The 19465-nt window shown below is 60.2% G+C and carries 17 protein-coding genes; 5 read left to right on the top strand and 12 right to left on the bottom strand.

Annotated elements, in window-relative coordinates; all coding sequences use genetic code 11:
- Positions 1-218: 218 nt before the first annotated feature.
- The 6 genes from AX768_RS14750 to AX768_RS14775 are packed head-to-tail and all read right to left on the bottom strand — an operon-like array spanning position 219 to position 6610.
- Positions 219-1562: a BatD family protein gene (locus AX768_RS14750; protein ID WP_062000556.1), complete on the bottom strand. Its 1344-nt coding sequence runs from the start codon at positions 1560-1562 to the stop codon at positions 219-221.
- Positions 1559-3148, bottom strand: coding sequence for a vWA domain-containing protein (locus AX768_RS14755; RefSeq protein ID WP_062000557.1), 1590 nt, complete (start codon positions 3146-3148; stop codon positions 1559-1561). Before AX768_RS14755 ends, AX768_RS14750 begins: the two co-directional genes overlap by 4 nt.
- Positions 3138-4160, bottom strand: coding sequence for a vWA domain-containing protein (locus tag AX768_RS14760; protein WP_062000558.1), 1023 nt, complete (start codon positions 4158-4160; stop codon positions 3138-3140). The genes AX768_RS14755 and AX768_RS14760 overlap by 11 nt, the downstream gene beginning before the upstream one ends.
- Positions 4147-4674 (bottom strand): DUF4381 domain-containing protein, encoded by a 528-nt coding sequence (locus tag AX768_RS14765; protein WP_062000559.1) that lies wholly within the window; start codon positions 4672-4674, stop codon positions 4147-4149. The genes AX768_RS14760 and AX768_RS14765 overlap by 14 nt, the downstream gene beginning before the upstream one ends.
- Positions 4671-5633 carry a DUF58 domain-containing protein gene (locus tag AX768_RS14770; RefSeq protein ID WP_062000560.1) on the bottom strand — a complete coding sequence of 321 codons (963 nt, stop codon included), beginning with the start codon at positions 5631-5633 and terminating at the stop codon, positions 4671-4673. The genes AX768_RS14765 and AX768_RS14770 overlap by 4 nt, the downstream gene beginning before the upstream one ends.
- A 17-nt stretch (positions 5634-5650) precedes the next feature.
- Positions 5651-6610, bottom strand: coding sequence for an AAA family ATPase (locus AX768_RS14775; RefSeq protein ID WP_062000561.1), 960 nt, complete (start codon positions 6608-6610; stop codon positions 5651-5653).
- Positions 6611-7081: 471 nt separating this feature from the next.
- Here AX768_RS14775 and AX768_RS14780 point away from each other — a divergent pair, with 471 nt between their 5' ends.
- The 4 genes from AX768_RS14780 (at position 7082) to AX768_RS14795 (ending at position 13906) form a co-directional block, all read left to right on the top strand.
- A complete protein-coding gene (locus tag AX768_RS14780) occupies positions 7082-8314 on the top strand; it encodes a formylglycine-generating enzyme family protein (RefSeq protein ID WP_062000562.1) in 1233 nt (410 codons plus the stop codon).
- Positions 8315-8358: 44 nt separating this feature from the next.
- Positions 8359-9438, top strand: a complete 1080-nt coding sequence (locus AX768_RS14785) for an HAD family hydrolase (protein WP_062000563.1) — start codon at positions 8359-8361, stop codon at positions 9436-9438.
- 203 nt (positions 9439-9641) lie between these two features.
- Positions 9642-11240, top strand: a complete 1599-nt coding sequence (locus AX768_RS14790) for an arylsulfatase (protein WP_062001016.1) — start codon at positions 9642-9644, stop codon at positions 11238-11240.
- Positions 11241-11329: 89 nt separating this feature from the next.
- Positions 11330-13906: a fused MFS/spermidine synthase gene (locus AX768_RS14795; protein ID WP_062000564.1), complete on the top strand. Its 2577-nt coding sequence runs from the start codon at positions 11330-11332 to the stop codon at positions 13904-13906.
- A 145-nt stretch (positions 13907-14051) separates the two neighbouring features.
- Here AX768_RS14795 and AX768_RS14800 read toward each other — a convergent pair whose 3' ends face one another.
- The 6 genes from AX768_RS14800 to AX768_RS14825 form a co-directional block, all read right to left on the bottom strand.
- The gene (locus tag AX768_RS14800) at positions 14052-14357 is read right to left on the bottom strand and encodes a hypothetical protein (protein ID WP_155524242.1); all 306 of its coding nucleotides are present in this window, start codon (positions 14355-14357) and stop codon (positions 14052-14054) included.
- A 107-nt stretch (positions 14358-14464) separates the two neighbouring features.
- Entirely contained in the window at positions 14465-15142 is a 678-nt protein-coding gene (locus AX768_RS14805) for a hypothetical protein (RefSeq protein WP_062000565.1), read from the bottom strand.
- Positions 15139-15957 (bottom strand): DUF2092 domain-containing protein, encoded by an 819-nt coding sequence (locus AX768_RS14810; protein WP_062000566.1) that lies wholly within the window; start codon positions 15955-15957, stop codon positions 15139-15141. Before AX768_RS14810 ends, AX768_RS14805 begins: the two co-directional genes overlap by 4 nt.
- 10 nt (positions 15958-15967) lie before the next feature.
- On the bottom strand, positions 15968-16942 hold the full coding sequence (locus AX768_RS14815; protein ID WP_062000567.1) for a SphA family protein: 975 nt from the start codon (positions 16940-16942) through the stop codon (positions 15968-15970).
- A gap of 52 nt (positions 16943-16994) precedes the next feature.
- On the bottom strand, positions 16995-17453 hold the full coding sequence (locus tag AX768_RS14820; RefSeq protein ID WP_062000568.1) for a glycine zipper domain-containing protein: 459 nt from the start codon (positions 17451-17453) through the stop codon (positions 16995-16997).
- Between the two features lie 78 nt (positions 17454-17531).
- Positions 17532-18197: a hypothetical protein gene (locus tag AX768_RS14825; protein WP_231941283.1), complete on the bottom strand. Its 666-nt coding sequence runs from the start codon at positions 18195-18197 to the stop codon at positions 17532-17534.
- Positions 18198-19055: 858 nt separating this feature from the next.
- On the opposite strand from AX768_RS14825, the gene AX768_RS14830 reads away from it, so the two are divergent.
- Positions 19056-19460, top strand: a complete 405-nt coding sequence (locus tag AX768_RS14830; protein ID WP_062000569.1) for a helix-turn-helix domain-containing protein — start codon at positions 19056-19058, stop codon at positions 19458-19460.
- Positions 19461-19465 lie beyond the last annotated feature (5 nt).

Genomic DNA, 19465 nt, shown 5'->3' on the forward strand with positions numbered 1-19465 from the left:
GTTCTAGCGACGGGTAGTTAAGCGAAACGGGCCAACCTGCTTCACTTATAGCCGTTTGAAAACCGCTATAAGAAGGCGCGAGAATCAAGACGAGCCGTAGTACAACGACTCCGAGCAAGGTCGGCACGTCAACAGTTGGCCTTAACGCTGCAACGTGCGCTAACGCGGGTTCTACCGCTCTTCTCGGCTGCGGCCTGACTGACCCTTTAATCACCGCCTCAGTATTTGTTGAGCGGCGGAAGCGGCGACTTGGCTTTACTTAACTTGCGCTTTTGCTTCATGACCCGGTTAAGCGCCTTTTCCGATTCGCGCCAATCAGTCGTGACCTCAAGCTGACCGGAATAATGCCCGTGAACGGCGCTAAACAGTCCGTCGAGCTGTGGCTCGCCTGGCGAGTTCAGTTCGTCCACTCGCGCCGGGTGCTTGAGTTCAGGGCTTCGATCCATCCATCGATAAAGCAAGGGAATCGCGGACTTCAACGATCCCTTGCGCGCGGCAAGACGCAACGCTCGCCATGCCGGGCCGGCGCCGTTCGCATGGCCTTTTCGCGCATCCAGCATCGCTTGGCTTAAACGCCTGAAGCGTGTCGCAAGCCGCGGATATACCCAGATCAAAGCCAGCACCAATATCAGAAGCGAGGCCACCAGGATCGCTTGCCAACGATCGATTACCAGGATTCGATGCGCGCCACCGTTGGACAATGCATCTGCGGGAATATCGAATAGCGGCCTTTCCTTCGCAGCTAACGCCGTGAAACTTACGGCCGGCAAAACGATTGATTCCCTTTTTTGCGTCGCGATATTCCACCACTCGATTGTCACGGGCGGCAGCTTGAAACTGCCGCTGCGATCAATGACGTAAGTCACGGAATCAGCGCGCTCGCCTGCCACCAAACCGGCACGATCCTGAATGACGTTCTTGGTCGCCGATGGTTTTGCGTATCGCTTGAGTCCTTCCACTTCGCCGAACTCTACCGGCGGAATCAGCATCGATTCGGTTCCTGCGGCGACCTGCATAATGCTGCGCGTCAGCGATCCACCAGCCTTCAGGTCATGCAGCGACGGCGTGATCGTTTGCGTCGCGCTCAGCTTCGGCGTTGGGAAAAATACGCGCATTCCTTCCGCGCCTGCCGGAACCGTCGCGGCGAGCTTCAACGCGGGCGTCGTCAATGTGACCGGGCTAGTCGAGCCGCCAGGATGAACGGAAATCGGGAATGCGGGAATGCTGAGCGTTCCGGCCGCCTGGGGGACGATCCTGTAAGCGCGGCTTACGCCGAACCACTCGACCCCGTCGATGCTCTCGTGTAGGTTCTGCGCTTGTTCATCGGGGAAAACGACAAACGCGCCCGGTACATTGAACAGCGGCCAGTCGGGCGCGTCGGTGAAAAACGTCGTTGTCAGGCACTCGACGATCAGCTTGACGTCCGAACCCGCGACCACCGTGCCCGATGGTTCCAGATGCACGCGAACCTTGAGCCGGGGCGCGTCTTGCGCGAAGCTCGACGTGATCGAGATGCATAGCAACACGATTGCACATAGGCGCAAGCTCCATCGTGACGTCATGGCGCACTCGCGGGATTGGCATCGGATTCCTGCTCGAATCTCCGATGCAAAAACACAGCCGGCGATGTATTCAAATTGCGCATCCAGACGTCCTCGGCGGGAACGGCAATCAGCGTGCTCTGCTCGATCTTGCCTTTCTTCTTTTCGATTTTTATGTCGTCGGATTCTTCGTCCTCTTCGTCTTTTTGCGGTTCCTGCTTGGGCTTTTCCAGAAGCTTCTTCAGCATCTCGCGATTGAACGCCGCTTCTCGCATGCCTGGCTGAAGCGTCAGAGCCTTGTCGAAGGCTTTGATCGCAGAGGGATAGTCCTCCAGATGCGCAAGCGAGTTGCCAATGTAGAAATACGACTGCGCCGTCCTCAGCTTCGAGAACGACTCGAGCGCACCCGTGTAGTCCCCCGCGAGGTATAACGCGCGGCCCTTCCACAAAGGGTCGTCGAAGCGTTGCGCAGCCGCTTTGAAATCGGCGTGTTCGAAATACCAGCGGCCCTGTTGATCATGCGTGGCGAACAAGTCCACCGAGTTCCACGATGCCGCTTGCGCGTCGCGAGGCGCTGCGCTGAAAGCCAGTGCGAGCAACACGGCCGGCAGCCATTTCACGGTCCAGCCGCGGCGAAAGCCCAACGCGCCGAGCAAGAGTAGTGGCAACACGAGCCAGTAACCCGCCTCTTTCCAGCGCGGCGTGCGTTTCGATTCATCGACTTCCGCCAGCCATGTTTGCGCACGGCGCTCGACCCATGCGACGTCGTCGGCGTCGGCGCGCACGCTCGCGAGCGGAATGCCTGCATCGTGCGCGACTCGGCTGATGCCGTCGGCATCGAAGGTACCCATCAAAGGAAGACCATCGGCCCCCAGCGCAAGCGCGCCATTCGCGCCTCGAATCGCGCCGCCGTCCTTTGTTCCGACCGCGAGCCACAGCAGTTGATGATGCGACTGTTTGGCCTTCGCGACGAACGCATCGGCGTGATCCGAATCGAAACCATCGCTGATAATAACGATCGTACCGGCTAGGGGGTCATTCGCCAGAAGCTGCTCCGCAATGTCGAGGCCCGCGCTAGCGTTCTTGCCGTCGCGCGGCATGATGGCAGGCGTGAGCGCCGGCAAGTACAACTCGAGCATGGCCGGGTCTTCGCTTGGCGGCACGACGAGATGCGCCGTCGATGCAAACACCACGAGCCCCGTGCGTGCACCCTTGCGCGCGTTTGCGAGGTCGAGCACCTTTTGCTTGGCGCGTTCCAGGCGGGTCGGCGCGACATCGGTTGCGTCCATCGAATGAGCGAGTTCGAGCACGATCACCAATGGCGCCTTGTCCTGGTTGAACGGCGGCCGCTCTTGCTGCCACGTCGGACCAGCAACCGCTACGGCCGCCAGCCCGATAAACAAGCCGAGCGTATGCACCGGTTTGATCCATCGACGCGCTGCGTCGCCAACAATCAGATGTTCGAGCAGCAAAGGCGCAATGATGGCGCGCCAACGCGCATGCACGCTGTTTCTCCGATGCCAGGCGAACGGCAACAACACGGCCGGAACCAGCAGCCATAACCAGTACGGCCGCAGGAAATGAAATGCGGTGAGGTCAATTTCCATGCGCCACCTTTTCCGCAGGTTCACGGCGCGGCGCACGAAGCACCGCAAGCAGCAAAGCGAGGCAGTGATAGAGCGTGAGAATCAACAGCGCCAATGCAAGTGGTATCCAGAAGAAATCGCGCTGCGGCCGATATGTCTCGCGCTTCACTTTCTCCGGCGTCATCTTGTCGAGCGTCGTGTAGACGTCAGCCAGTTCCTGCGGATTGCCGAGCGCGTGAAAAGACTCGCCGCCGGTGATCTCCGAGATCCGTTTCAACGCATCGAGATCGACCTTGTCTTCGCCCGTTGCGCTCGGGTCGCCAATGCCTATCGTGTGAATGATCAGCTTGTGATTCTTCGCGATATCGGCCGCGCGTTCCGGCGGAATGGCGCTGCTTGTATCGTTGCCGTCGGTCAGCAGGATCAGCACCTTCTCCTGCGCTTGCGACGTGTCCATGAGCTTGACCGTCAGGCCAATGGCATCGCCTATTGCCGTGCGCGGACCCGCCATGCCGATCTGCATCTGGTTGAGCAGCAAAAGCACGCTGTCGTGATCGAGCGTCAGCGGCGCTTGCGGAAAAGCGGCCTCGCCGAATACCACCACGCCAATGCGATCCCCTTTGCGCTTCGCCACGAACTCCTTTACCACGCCCTTCACCGCCGTAAGCCGGTCCATGCGCTCGCCCGTCGCCGGGTTGACGAAGTCGCGCGTGCTCATCGATTGAGACAGGTCGATTGCGAGCATCAGGTCTCGCGCGGGCTCATCGTGGGTAACGGGCGGCTCCACGAACACCGGCTTTGACGCAGCCGTGACAAGCAGCGCCCAGAGCAGCGGCATTGTCAGCCGCTGCAGGACGTTGCGCCGCAAACGCACACCGCCGGGCGCGGGCTCTTCACCCGCCGCTTGCGCAATTTCGTGGAAAAACGGCATGCGTATGGCCGATGTCGTCGTGCGCCACGCCGGCGCGAACCACCATACGATCAGCGGCACGGGCAGCAACAAGAACATCCACGGGAAGTCAAATTTCCACATGATGGCGCTGGATCCAGTCGCGTGTCGCGCTTAGCAACGTGTCGACTTCTTTCTTTGGAAGCGCCGCGATCTGTTCAGCGGGCGCGTAGCTGATCAGCGTCAGCAGCGCGCCGCTGCGTTCATCGAAATGACCGTTTGTGCGCTTGAGAAATTCGAGCCACGCGTCACCGCTCAACGCGGCGACGTGTTCCTTTGGACGCGCCGCAAGCGATGTTCGTTTGATGAGTGCGGGAATGGCGGTGAGCGCCGCCGCACCGACGGATGCGTCATGCAAAGCCGCTTCGATCTGACCAAGCTCGGCCAGTGCAACCCGCCTGTAAAGCGCCCTCTTGTGACGTCGCCATCCTGCGCAGGCGGCCCAAAGCGCAACCAAAAGCAACACGACTAAAACCGCAAGCCATCCGACTGTTTGTGGCGCCCACGAGACCGGCTCCGGCAGGGGCAATTCCTGCAGCGCGGTGAGTGCGGCCGGTGTGCCGTCGGGTCGCAGCGAAGCGTTTTGCGTGTCGCTCATAAGCCGCTCGCAAGCGTCGGCCGCACGCGTTCGCCGAACAAGCGGCGTACCTGATCGACCGCGGGTTCATCGGTCGATAACGCCATCAGCGGCACACCGCTCGATCGCAGCAACGCGGCGACTTCATCGGTGCGATCCCTGAACAGTTCGGCAAGCGGCGCCCTCACCTTTTCCTGTTCGATACGCAATTCCACTTGCAGCCGTCCTTCGCTGACAACCAGCGCGCGATGTTCCGGCATGCGCTGCCAAAGCGGATCGAAGACCATTGCAGCGATGACATCGTTATGCCTCGCCAACTGGCGCAAAAGCTTGCGCGTGCGCTCGGCGGCGCCCGCAAAATCGCTCACGATGCAGATCAGGTAATCGTGTCCTGCAAGCTGCAACACGCCTTGAAGCGCGGCATCGAGTTGACCGTAATTGGTTCTCGCGGCACTTTCCGCATGCAGCGCCTGGTTCATGCGTGCAATGGTGCCGAATAGAACCTTGATGCGGCTGCGGCTGCGCAGCGGGCGGATGCGAACGACGCTGCTGTCGTCGAAGATCACGCCGCCCACGCGGTCCCCCGATGCAAATCCCATCCACACCGCAAGCGCCGCGACCTCCGCCGCCACGACCGACTTGAACGCGCGGCTCGATCCAAAAAACATGCCCATGCGCTGATCGACAACGACGAGCAGCGGCCGGTCCCGCTCCTCCGTATAAGCGCGAATTTGCGGCTTGCCCAGACGCAACGAGACCTTCCAGTCGATGTGGCGAATGTCGTCGCCAGGAAGATAAGCGCGGATCTCTTCGAAGTTGAGCCCGCGTCCGCGCAAACGCGACGCATGGCCTCCCGACAGAATGCTCGACACCGGCGCCGGCGCGATGAAACTCAACCCGCGCGCACGAAATTCGAGCTTGGCGAGGTGCGCCGCGTCCACGTACACGCGGCCAATATCTGACCCGGATGCCACGACCATGATGGTCCTCCCGCGCCTTATGCTGGCACGGCCACTTTTTCGATGAGACGATCGATCACGCTGTCAGCGCTGATGTTGTCGGCGTTGGCATCGTAGGAAAGAATCAGCCTGTGACGCAGGACTGGATGGATGACAGCGCGCACGTCATCGGGCGTGACGTAGCTACGGTCTTCAAGCCACGCATGCACGCGGCTCGCACGATCAAGACCGATCGCGCCCCGCGGACTTGCGCCAATCTCGATCCACTTGCCGAGGTCAGGGTCCAGCTCCGCGCCATGCCGCGTCGCATTGACGAGCGACACAATGTATTCATCGATAGCCGGTGCTACCCTGATTTGCTGCACGGCACGGCGCACCTCGAAGATGACGTCCTGAGCAAGCGTCTCGGCGACCTTGGGCAAGTCGTTACTTTCACGTCGGAGCATACGCAACATTTCGCGCTCGCTTTCAGGGGATGGATACGTGATCAGCACCTTGAACAGGAAACGATCCATCTGCGCCTCGGGCAGCGGATAAGTCCCCTCCTGTTCGATCGGATTCTGCGTTGCCATGACGAGGAACAACTCGGGCATTGCGTGGGTTTGTCCCGCGACCGATATCTGCCGTTCTTCCATCGCCTCGAGCAGGGCGGACTGGACCTTGGCAGGCGCGCGATTGATTTCATCGGCGAGAATCAGGTTGCCGAATATGGGGCCGGGCTGAAAGCGCAGCGTTCGTTCGGTACCGGATTGCAGGAGCGTCTCCGCGCCGGTGATGTCGGACGGAAGCAAGTCCGGCGTGAACTGAATGCGGCTCATGCTCGCCGCCAACCGCGTGGCGATCGCCTTGACCGTACGCGTCTTCGCGAGCCCGGGGAGGCTTTCGAGCAGGACGTGGCCGTCGGCGAGAAGCGCGATCAGAACCTGACGGACGACTGCCTCTTGCCCGACTATTGCCTCGCAGACGCTCGCTTCGAAGCGAAGGATCGTTTCACGCATGGCCCTGAATCCCCTGAACGTTTCAATCCCGGATGCCCGGCTGATACCGCTTGTCCTCCCGGACGTTAATGCACGTTGGCCCGTTCGTCAAAGATTCAGCGACCGCTAAAAAATCCTCGAAGTGCCGTAGAAAAGTTGTTGCCTGCTTCTGGCAAATATGAGATTGGTGGTTGCTGATGACGGTGACGTCGGAACAGTGAACAAGGATTCGGCATCGCTTGAAGCGGCCGTTCAAGCATGTGTGATAAAGCACGCCTTATCCTAATTTTCTGTTTGAAAGAAATCAAAGACGCAAGCTTTTAATGACATGAATAACGTCCATTTTTCGTTAGTCGAAAAGAAACTATTAGCAATACTAATTTAATCGACGATGATAAGAAACAGGAATCGCGCTTGCGCAAATTTCCGAAATATGACTGAAGTCATGCGCCAATCGGCGCGACACGTCGAACCCGCGTGAGAGAACAAGCCATGAGCGTACGCAAACCGGCATCGGTGAAAACAGCTACTGCAGGCAGCGATCAGAGATCGGCGCGCGTTGCAAAACCGTGGCGCAAGCTGGTGCTTTGGGGTGCCTTGCTGGTCCTCGCACCGGCGGTGGTGGGCGCGGCAGTCAGTCTGGCCGTGAAGTCGCACGAGACGCCACATCCGCAGATCGTTTTCGGCGATGGATCACGTGGTCCGCTGGAAATGGCGTGGATTCCGGGCGGCCAGTTCGAGATGGGAAGCGACTCGAAGCAGGCGCAAGCGAACGAACGTCCGGCGCACAAGGTACGTGTGCATGGTTTCTGGATGGATCGTCATCACGTTACCAATGCCCAGTTCGCCGCGTTTGTGAAAGCAACCGGCTATGTCACGACGGCGGAAAAGAAACCCGATTGGGAATCGCTGAAAGTCCAGCTTCCGCCGGGCACGCCACGACCGCCTGACAGCGCAATGGTCGCGGGCGCGATGGTTTTTGTCGGCACGGGTCAGCCCGTACCGCTGGAAGATTATTCGCGCTGGTGGCGCTATGTGCCGGGCGCCGACTGGCGTCATCCGAGCGGACCGGACAGCAGTATCGCGGGGAAAGACGATCACCCTGTGGTGCAGGTTTCTTATGAAGATGCGCAGGCTTATGCCAAGTGGTCCGGCAAGCGCCTGCCCACCGAAGCGGAATGGGAGTTCGCCGCGCGAGGCGGTCTGGAGCAGGCCACCTATGCGTGGGGCAATCAGTTCGCACCCGGCGGCAAGCAGATGGCCAACGTATGGCAAGGACAGCAACCGCAGTCGTTTCCCGTCGTCAATCCGAAGGCCGGCGGCGCAGTGGGAACCAGTCCTGTGGGCACTTTCCCGGCCAACGGCTACGGCCTCTCCGACATGACCGGCAACGCGTGGCAGTGGGTTGCCGACTGGTATCGGGCGGATCAGTTCAGGCGCGAGGCGAGCGCTACGAGCGTTGTGGAGAACCCCGTGGGACCGTCGAATTCCTGGGATCCGGCCGATGCAGGTGTGCCCGTCGAAGCGCCCAAACGCGTGACACGCGGCGGATCGTTTCTTTGCAACGAAGACTACTGCCTGAGCTACCGGCCAAGCGCGCGGCGCGGTACCGACCCCTACAACAGCATGTCGCACCTCGGTTTCAGGCTGGTCATGGACGAGAACACGTGGGCAGATCTGCACAAGCACCAGCAGTTGGCGCGCGCCGACGTGCCGGGCGGTTAGACGCGCCGGTCAACTGACCGCATTACTTCGGATGGACACGCTCGATGCTGCTTCACTCCCGACGCCATTGGCTCACCCGTTTATCGGCAAATGCCGGCGCAACATTCGTCGCACTTTGCCTCGCCGGCTGCGCGGGCCAGGGCACATCGAACACGTCCGTAGCTCTAAGCTCAACGCCGAGCACAGCGCCGGTTGCGAGCACGTCCGACGCGCTGCCTTCTTGGAGAGACGGCGCGGCCAAGCAAACCATCCGCAAGTTCGTAGCGGATGTCACGCGCGAAGGCTCGCCAAACTTCGTTCCGCCTGCAGAGCGTATCGCTGTATTCGATAACGACGGCACGTTGTGGAGCGAGCAGCCGCTGTACTTCCAGTTTGTGTTCATGCTGGACCAGGTCAAGGCAGCCGCACCGAGTCATCCGGAATGGAAGAGCAATCCGGCGTTCAAGTCGCTGGTCGCGAAGGACTACGGCGCGCTCGCCGGTCAGCAAAAGGAGCTGATGCAGTTGATCGCGGTTGCAAACAGCGGCATGAGCGTGGATGACTACGACAAGACCATCCGCGGCTGGCTTGCAACGGCGCAACACCCGAAATTCAAACGCCTTTACACCGAGCTCGTGTATCAGCCGCAACTGGAACTGCTCGGCTACCTGCGCGCGAACGGGTTCAAGACGTTCATTGTGTCGGGCGGGACGATCGAGTTCATGCGCCCCTGGGCGGAAAAGGCCTACGGCATTCCGCCGGAACAGGTGATCGGATCGAGTCAGGTCGTGAAATACGAACTCGTCGATGGCAAGCCCACGCTCATACGCATGCCGAAGCTCGATTTCGTCGATGACGGTCCGGGCAAGCCAGTCGGGATTTATCGGAACATCGGTCGCAAGCCCATCCTCGCATTCGGCAACTCGGACGGCGATCTGCAGATGCTGCAGTACACGGCCACGGGCGCCGGTCCGCATCTCGCGCTGCTCGTGCACCACGACGACGCCACGCGCGAGTTCGCGTACGACCGGCAATCGAAGGTAGGCAAGCTCGATAAAGCCTGGGACGAAGCCATGAAAGACGGCTGGACCGTGGTGAGCATGAAAGACGACTGGCAGACGATTTACCCGGGCACAGGGCAATAGCAATAGCAAAAGCAATAACGATCGGCAAGGCACTCGCGATCGATCAGGTCATGCGGCATCGCTTTTATAAGCGAGAAGCAACGACCGGCAACAACGTCATGGAGCAACACGATGAGACCGTTCTTTCGAAAGGGGCGCTATGCCCTGGGGGTATCGCTTGTCGCCCTCGCGGCAGTGATCGCGCTGGTGGTTCCCCCACCAGGCTGACCGCGCAGACGCAGGGGGCGGTCAGGCCCGCCGCACCCTCCGCAACCAGCGCAGCCAGACCGGCTAACCAGAGTTCGTCCAAGCCGAACATTCTCGTGATCTTCGGCGATGACATCGGTCAGGCAAACATCAGTGCATACGCGCATGGTGTAGTCGGCTACAGGACGCCGAATATCGACCGGATTGCCGCTGAAGGCATGATGTTCACGGACTACTACGCGGAGAATAGCTGCACCGCCGGGCGTTCGTCGTTCATCACCGGCCAGACTCCGCTGCGTACCGGACTTTCGAAGGTCGGCGCGCCGGGCGCACCGGTCGGTCTGCAAAAGGGCGACATCACCATCGCGCAGGCGCTCAAGCCGCTGGGCTATGCGACGGGCCAGTTCGGCAAGAATCACCTTGGCGACCGCAACGAATACTTGCCGACCAATCATGGCTTCGATGAGTTCTTCGGCAACCTGTATCACCTGAATGCCGAGGAAGAACCCGAACGCGAAAACTGGCCGCAGGACAAGAACGATCCCTACGTGAAGAACTTTTCTCCGCGTGGCGTGATTCACAGTACGGCTGACGGCAAGGTCGAAGACACTGGCCCGCTCAATGCAAAGCGCATGGAAACCATCGACGACGAAACCGGCCAGAAAGCCGCCGACTTCATCACGAAGCAGGTGAAGGCCAATACGCCGTTCTTCGTATGGATGAACTTCACGCGCATGCACGTCTTCACGCACGTGCGGCCGGAATTCAAGGGCAAGAGCGGCATGCGGGGCAACGAATACGCTGACGGCATGTGGGAGCACGATCAGGATGTCGGCAAGCTGCTGAAACTGCTGGACGATCTCAAGATCGAGAAGAACACCATTGTTGTCTACACCACGGATAACGGACCTAACGCATTTACTTGGCCTGACGCCGCGACCTCGCCGTTCCGAAGTGAAAAAGACTCCAACTGGGAAGGTGCTTTCCGCGTCCCTGCAATGGTTCGATGGCCGGGCATGATCAAGCCGGGAGAGGTATCGAACGAGTTGTTCTCAGGGCTCGACTGGTTCCCCACGTTGCTTGCCGCAGCAGGCGATGGCGGCGTGAAGGACCGGCTGCTGAAGGGCTGGTCGCCAAAAGCCGGCGGGACGAGTTTCAAGGATCACCTCGATGGCTTCAACCAGTTGCCGTATCTGACGGGCAAGTCACCCAAGGGAGCACGGACCGAGTTCTATTATTTCGACGACGACGGCGATCTCGTTGCCATGCGATGGGATTCGGAAGGCACTGCGTGGAAGGCTGTGTTCTGCGAGCAGCGCGCGCAAGGGAACCTGAACATCTGGCAGGACCCGCTCATCTGCCTGCGTCTGCCAAAGCTATTCAACCTGCGTATGGATCCGTACGAGCGAGCCGACATCACCTCGGATCAGTACAACGACTGGACGACGAAAAACGTCTATCTGAATGGCGTCGCCACACTAAAGGCATCGACGTTCCTGCAGACCTTCGTCAACTATCCGCCGAGCCAGAGGCCGGCAAGCTTCAGCGTCGACGGCGTGCGCCGGCAGGTGGACAAGAAGATAGATGAGTCGTTCAAGAAGCGCGGCCTGGAATGAGTGTTCAGGCAACGCGTTGAGCATGTTTTCAACCCGCCGCGTCCACCGGTCTCACAGCCGGTGGACGCGGCTCATTTGCTGATTCGACCATGACCCAGACGCTTGCCACGCGTGCCAAGGCGCAACATCGCGATAAACGCGCAAGTGCACCACGACGTCAGGAATCGTTGGTTCAGACCGGCAAGCCGGGCCGTCCTTCACTGAATATCTCGTGGCCCGCGTTGATGTTGTTCGCATCGGGCGCGGCATCGTTGATTTACCAAGTGCTCTGGATCAAGCAGCTCGCGCTCGTCGTGGGCGCTGAAGTGCAGGCCGTGACGACAGGCGTCAGCGCTTTTTTTGCGGGGCTCGCGCTGGGCGGCTGGCTATTCGGACGCCTTGCCGACCGGCAAAAGCATCCGCTGCGCGTGTATGCGTGGCTAGAATCGTTTGCACTCGTTCTGGCCGTTGGCACGACGCTCGCGCTGGCTCATTCGGCGCGCTCGTTCGCCACGATGCAGGATCACATCGGTGTGCTTGCGTGGGCGCTTCCGTTTGCGTTGGTCGGCGTGCCCGCCGTGTTGATGGGCGGCACGCTTCCCGTTTTGATGCGTGCCGCCGCTCCACTGAGTGGCGACGTCGGGCGTGCAGGCGGGCGTTTGTATGCAGCCAATACCGCCGGCGCTATCGCGGGGACACTCGCGGCTCCGTTCATCCTCATTCCCGCGCTCGGTGTGCAAGGCAGCGCTATCGCCGCGGCCGCGTTGAACGCTGCGGCAGCAATTTTCTCATTCGTTCTCAGCCGGTACGTACCCGCTTCTACGCCTGTCGATATGGCCCCAGCCAGCGAAGAAAGGAATCGCGCCCGGCTGGCGCTGGTTCTGTATGCGATCGCCGGCGGCATTGCGCTCGGCTATGAAGTCGTCTGGTCCCAGGCCATCGTTCAGTTCATCAGCACACGGAGCTTCGCGTTTGCCATCGTGCTCGCGACCTATCTTTGCGGACTCGTGGCCGGCAGCGCGCTCGTGTCCCGTCAAGCCGATCGGGCACGCGATCCGTGGAGCATGTTCGCGTTGCTGATCGTTGCTGCGGGACTCGCCGCGATGCTCGGAGTCGCGTTCCTCGGCGACTGGCTATTGCAAGGGCAAGCGTGGGTATCGAAGATGATGTTCGGCGCGACCGGCAGCATGCTCGCTGCGATGTGCGCGCGCTTCGCGCTTGCAGGCTTTTGCATCGTGTTCGTCCCGACCTTGCTGCTCGGCGCCGCGTTTCCGTTCGCGTTGCGTCTGAGCGTCGATAGCCGCAAGGTCGGGCGCGGCGTCGGCATGATCGTGGCCGTGAACACGGCAGGCGGTATTGCCGGGACCTTGCTTGCGGGTTTCGTGCTCGTGCCTTTGCTTGGTCTCGTTCACGCCCTGGCCGCGCTCGCCACTGCGGCGAGTCTTGTCGGGGTTATCGCCGTAACCTGCGGTCCGGGTGCGCGTACGAATACTCGATGGAGCGTGCTCGCACTCGCCATCGCCGCGCTGGTCGCCGCGCTCTTCACGCCCGCGGACCGCCTCGCTTCCCTGCTCGCCAGAGCGCGCGGCGGCGAACTCGCCTTCTACGCGGAAAGCAAGGGCGGCACGGTTGCGGTTGTCGCTCAGCAATCCGGCGATAACCGCTTCAAGCGTCTCTACATTCAAGGCGTATCGAATTCCGGCGATGCCATGACGTCCCTGCGCTACATGCGCCTCCAGGCAATGTTGCCCCTGCTCATTCATCGAGGCGAACCGCGATCGGCGCTCGTGATTGGATTGGGAACGGGTATCACGGGCGGCGCATTGCTGCCATATCCCGGACTCGAGCAACGTGTGGTGGCCGAGTTGCTGCCGGCGGTTGTTGCAGCCGCGCCGCAATTCAAGGGCAACTACGGCATGAGCACGGACCCACGCATCGATATCCGTCTTCACGATGGCCGCCGCGAACTGCTGCGCAACCCGCAACGCTACGACGTCATCACGCTGGAACCGCCGCCGCCATCCGCGGCCGGCGTAGTCAATTTGTACTCGTCGGATTTTTACAGGCTCGCCGCTTCGCGTTTGCAGGAAGGAGGTCTGGTTGCACAATGGCTGCCGTTGCCGACGCAAAATGAAGAGGACACGCGCGCGCTGATCAGGAGTTTCGTCGATGTATTTCCGTACGCAACGCTGTGGACCACGGAGTTGCACGAAATGATGCTGGTCGGTTCAATGCAACCCATCGAGCTCGATGTCCCGCGCATCACATCACGTTTTGAACAGCCAACGGTGGCGGCGTCGCTGCGCGAGGTTGGCATCAAGTCACCTGCGGCGTTGCTGGCAACGTGGATCACGGATCGCGCGGGGCTCGAATACTACGCTGCCGATGCGCCGCCCGTCACCGATGATCGTCCTGCCATCGAATATGCTGCGTGGGTTCGTTCGGCGGATTTTCCAGATGTGCTGACGCATTTGCTCGCGTTGCGCGCGGAGCCGCCGCTCAAAGGTGTGGATGATGCGTTCGTGAATGCGATGCACGCGGAGTACGCGACGTTGCACACTTTCTATGATGCAGGGCTCGATGCGTATCGTGGCGATCGTGATGCGTGGCAAGCCAATATCCGCAGCGTCATGCACGACGATGCGGATAATCCGTACTATCGGTGGTTCGTGGGGATTGGCGGTTAGGCGGGGTCGCCGGTTGCATGACCCCGTTCAGCAGGAGTGATCAGGCGCACTGCTGTTCGCGTTCGTGCTCACGTCCAAGCGCCCTCGCCCGCAACGCGTGCTGATGCACGCGCTGCCGCTCTGCCGTCACCAGCTCGCGCTTGCCCTAGAGCGTCGCGCTCTTGAAGCGCGGATCGCCCATTGCGGCAACGTACATGTCCCATCTGTGCTTTTGATATCGGCGGAAAAACTCCGGGCCCGGCAAGCCGTTATCGCAGGCGAGCAGCACGCCATAGTCGATGTCGGGCGCGTCGTTGAGAGAACGCAGGGCGGCGTCGAGTACTTCATAACGACGCGTCAAGGGAACCGTGCGCGGAAACAGCACGTGAAAGCGTTTGTACGGCAAGACCGTACTTTGCAACGCGGCTCGTTCGAGAGCCTGGATGACAAGAGCCAGCGGATTCGAGTCCATACCCATCTCCGGTTGATCGATAATCATCGTCATGCGTACATGACGCACTGTGACGCAGGAAAGACCGGCTGGTTTCGATCAGAAAACCAGCCGCGCGATGAAGCGGGTTATCGGGGCGCTGTGACCACGACGTACTGCACTTGCGTTCCGTAGTACTGCGGCTGATACCAGTTCGGGCCGCAGTGCTGATAAGCGATACCGTTGACGATCACGTTCGAACAGCTCGGCGGCAATGTAGCGACCGTCGCGCCGACCACGACCGCCGTTGTCACGCCCACCGCCACGCCGACAGCAACCGGATCGACGTACCAGCCGTCGTGGTAATGATCGTCATCGTGATGATGGTGGCCGTCGTCGTGGTGGCCGTCGTCGTGGTGGCCATCGTCGTGGTGGCCATCGTCGTGGTGGCCGTCGTCATGGTGGCCATCGTTGCCGCCGCCATGGTTGTGATCACCACCACCGTTGTTGTGGTCACCGCCACCGCCGTTGTTGTGGTCGCCGCCGCCGTTGTTATGGCTACCACCTCCGCCGTTGTTGTTATGGCCGCCACCACCGCCGCCGCCATGGCTTTCACCTACGCCGTGCTGCATGCCACCGCCCGGACGGCCCCCTTGCGGCATGCCGCCGCCGTGAAACCCTCCGCCGCCGTTGAAACCGCCCCCCGGCGGCGCATGAATACTGGTGCGCGCGCCGCCCCGAAAGCCGAATGCATAAGCGCTCATGGATGTCGCGAGGAAAACGCCGGCAATGCCGGCAACTGCAATTTGTCTGGTGCGAAACATCATTCACTCCCCTCAAACGGCGTGCGCACAGCAGGCTTGAGTTCAATAGCCTTCGCGTTTGCCGCCGGCCGGAAAGTAAAGGTCGATGCCGGGAATTCCGGATTGATCTTCCAGTGATAAGTCACGACGTGCCGCGGATGCGCACTCTGCGATGTATCGACGATTGCCATGCGGCATGGCAACGGACGCGAGCCGCTCTGGATCCATATCTCCCAGTCGGCGCCGCTTTGCTGATAGGCATAGTGATTGCACCAGCGTGTATCGACGCGCTCGAGCCCAATGAACAACGCCGACGTCAGCGTGGAGTCGTCGACCTTGCCGTCGCCCCAGTAGAACAAGTCGGCGAGCGGTGTATCGATGTTGTAGGTGCTCGCCAACTCGCGCACGAGTTCGTCGTTTGTCGGAGGCGCGGGGTTGGTCGAGTAATAGCCCGGCGTCGTGTCGTAGATCGTGAAATGGCGCCCGTCGTAGACGAGTCCCTTCTCGCCGCGGCTGCCCGTGATGTCCGCCCTCATGCAGTTCGGGCGCTGAACCTTGACATCGGTTTCGTGAAGAAACGCGACGGTCTGGCCGCTGTCGAGAACGGCATCGGTTGCGGTCGATGCCGAGACCTCGAAGCGGCTGAGCGAGCGCAGGTATTGCGACATTGCGCCTAATGCATCGAGGGCTTTTTGCTGGCGCTCGGGCTGCACGGTCGTTGCCGTGCCGCTGGCCGGCTGCGGACTGGACTGCGCTATTGCGTTTGTCGCGCCCATACCGTACGCGATGCACGCGACGGCAAGCGCGACGCGCGCGGGTTGATACTTACGGCTTGGCACATCGTCCTCCTTACTGAAAAGTAGCGCTGATCGAAAGCTCGACGGCATTGCCCTTCGGCCGGTTGAGCACTTCGAATTCGTTCACCCATCTGAGCGACGCCGATACTGGCGTGCCGCTCACTTTTCCTGCGTACGTGACCATCGGTCCGATTCCAACGGAATGGCCTTTCGCGCCGCCAATGACGTCGGCGAGACCACCGCTGTCATCGCTGATCTGCTGAATCCATCCGCCGACCACACCCACGCCCCAGCCGCTTGTGAAACGCTTGAGGGCGAGCAGGTCGAGCACGCTGATTGGTGCGTTGTGATAGTGGGTTTTGTCGTTCGCCGTATAGAAATTGATGCCGTAGTTCGCCGAGAGCTCTATGTTGTGCTCCGGCAAAAGCTTCGTATAAGCGATGGTCGGAATGAACGTCCACGTGTTCTGCCCGGCATTGGCGAGCCGGCTCGTGCTATAGGCGCCGGTAGGTGCGTACATCTGGACGCTCAACGCAACATGGTCGGTCTTCGTCAGGTGGTAACCCGCCACGACCGGCGTGAACAGGATGTCGGCGAATTGCGTGGCCTTGTCGTTCGGCAGCCGGCCATTGAACGACGACGCCGATGTCCACTGGAACGGCACGCCGAACTGCGTGGCGAAGTTCCATCCGCCAAGCGTCACGCCCCACGTCTTCACCGCGTTGAGCAAGGTGTACGAGACGTGATAGTTGAGACCCGCTGTCACCGTTCCCGCAACCGGAAGGGTCTTGCTGGTGCCAAGCGAGCCCTCGTAGTAGATCGTTGTGATGGAAAAAATCCAGTCTGATGTTGGCGGCACGACCCCCGCATACGGCATGACCTGCATGCCCGTGAGCGGCCGTCCGATCCCGCCCTCCGTTGCTCGGCTGGCGACGGGAACAGTGAGTGTCACGGCGGCGCACACAACTGCAGTAATGTCCTTGCGCAGGCCGCTGCGTTTGCGTGCCTGCCTGACCGACGTCTCCATACTGCCTCCTCGCTGATGGGTTGTCGTGCTCGCCTGAGTACATCTCCGTAAGCTACTGGACCGTATAGCCGCGTCCCTGCATGCATGCCGAATACGAACGCCAGTAGGTGTTCATTTCGGCTTGCTGATCAGCCTTTGCGTTCTGCGCCTGTGCTGCATGCTGTCGCCGGCTTCGCACACCGCCGGCCACCGCGCCGGCCGTGGCGCCCACTGCTGCGCCGTGGCCGGCATCGTTATGATTGACGTCACCGATAAGCGCACCTGCCGCAGCGCCTCGCGCGGCGCCGCCAACGCGTGCGCCGGTCGGCCCCTGCGGCGGTGGAGGCGTTCCTGCAACTACAGCAGGATCGATACCGGTGTTCTGCTTCGCCCACGCGTAACACGCGCCGTCGTCCTGCGACTGCTTTGCCGGGCTTTGCCCGTGCGCCGGATACACGGCGGGTTTCTGAGCAAGCGCTGCATGAGTGGCTACGGCAAGCGCGGCTGCTATTGCTAGATCTGATACTTTCATGACAACCTCAAAAACGATTAGTGCAAAGGGAGCTCCTCTTGCTCGCCAAACTTTTGAACGTCATCTTGTTTTGGATTCCTACTTACTAAAGGTCATGTTCAGACCGGCAAACAGGGTGAACTGCGGAACCCCGCGCCCCGAATGCGCGACCGAATATTGCGGCTCGATAAACGCGTTATAAATGGTCGTACCGGACTTCCACGCTTTGCCGCCGCCCAGGCCCACCGGTATGTAATAAGTCCCGTGCTGCAAGTCGAACGTCCATGTGCCCGTCGAACGCACATACCATCCACCCGGCAGATTGAAGATACCGAACGGCTGTGCAGTCAGCGATTGCACCGTCGGGAGACTGTCCTGTCCGGCGAAGGAGTGCTGCCATTGCACAAGCGCGCCAAGCAAACGCGCCTTGGTCGCACTGACTGCAACCGCGGCAAGCCCGGCCTGCCACTTGCCGCTGCCAAGGCTCGGATCTGTCGCCGTCGGCATGGTGAGCAACGGTCCGATACCGACCTGGATGCCCTCCTGCGAGAGCAGGAAGATGTCGAATAGATTGATATCGCCCAAACCTGTGTTGTAGCCGCCCGCTGGATCGGGCCGAGTACTGATGGGCAGCGTCGCTCGGAATATCTGCGGTACGCCAATCAAGCCATTCGGCCCAATGGGAATAGTCGGACGCAAGAGAAAATCGTTCGTATGCGAACTCGCACCGAAGACGCTCGGCGTATAGTAATTTTGAATATTCAACGACGCAGCCAAATTCAGCGGATTATTACTTTTATTGGCTTCATCGGCCGCACTCTGTGCAAGCGCCACGCTCGAAAATGTCGCGGCACTTAAGCTGAAGCAGAATGACCGGACGAATTGCGGCGCGCAAATTCCCATGATCTTCTCAATGTGCCAATTTATGAAACGCATAGTCGGCCGAAGCGTTCAGTGAAGAACGCTTGAGTTCCGGCCGCACGAATGAATCCCTCCGGCTCTAAAGAGGGATTGGTGTATTTTAGTGAATCGATGCCACTCGACGAGTAGTGACAATGAGCCTCAGGCAATGCGCCTGATGCGGGCAGTGGCCGTCACGAGCCCTCGCAGAGCCAAGACAGACGTGAACGTGTCCAGTAATTCCTACCTTTCACGGCAGGTATTGTCTTCCACAGAGTTCTACATTTGCACGGATGCTAGCAAACGTTTTCTGGTTTGCCAAAATTATTTTGTAACGACACGACGATTTAAATTAAACATCGAATTCGTTTCCATAACGTTAGCAAACATCTGACACAACATTTTCCGACGAGTCTCATTAGGTGAACAGAGATCAAATTTCAAGCAAAAAAATTTTCACAGGATCGCCCCAAATCGTTTGAAAACAGATATTGGTTTGGACAGTGGCTTCCATTGGGACCTGTCTCATTAGTCGAGGAGTTGTTTTATTAATTATTTCGTGAATTATCAAATCGGAGAGGACTCTTTGTTTTGAATTGCGTTTAAGTAGAAACGATTCCCTGGATTGTTTCGATATGAGACCCGGACGCCGCGGCAAACCGGGACGGTCAACAAGCGGCGACGGACTGCCGTGCATTCCTGAAGACAAGGACAAGTGCACAGATGCTTTCTCAGCCCGAAAACCTGCCCAGCGTAATGCGCCGGATGACCGCGGGACAGATGCTGCTCGACGGCGCATCGGTTGACCGCGTGGCCGAAGAGCTTCACCTGTCGCTCGCGACGGTCAGGCGCTACAAGGCGCTCATCGACGCAGGCGGCCTCGATGCCTTGCGGCAACTCGGCGTGGGCGGACGCACCTCGGTACTGGACCAGCGCGCGCTCGAGTGGATATCGGCGGCGTTGCAGGGCTCGGCGAGAGCCCACGGCTTCGACAGCGACGCATGGACCAATGCGCGGCTGCGCTCGCTGATCGAAACGCAATTCGGCGTGCGTTATTCGCGCGTATACGTCTGGCAAATCGCCACCAATCTCGGCCTCGGTCATCTGTTGTCGAAGTCTCGCCGGTAATCGTC

The organism is Burkholderia sp. PAMC 28687 (assembly GCF_001577465.1).
GTDB lineage: Bacteria > Pseudomonadota > Gammaproteobacteria > Burkholderiales > Burkholderiaceae > Caballeronia.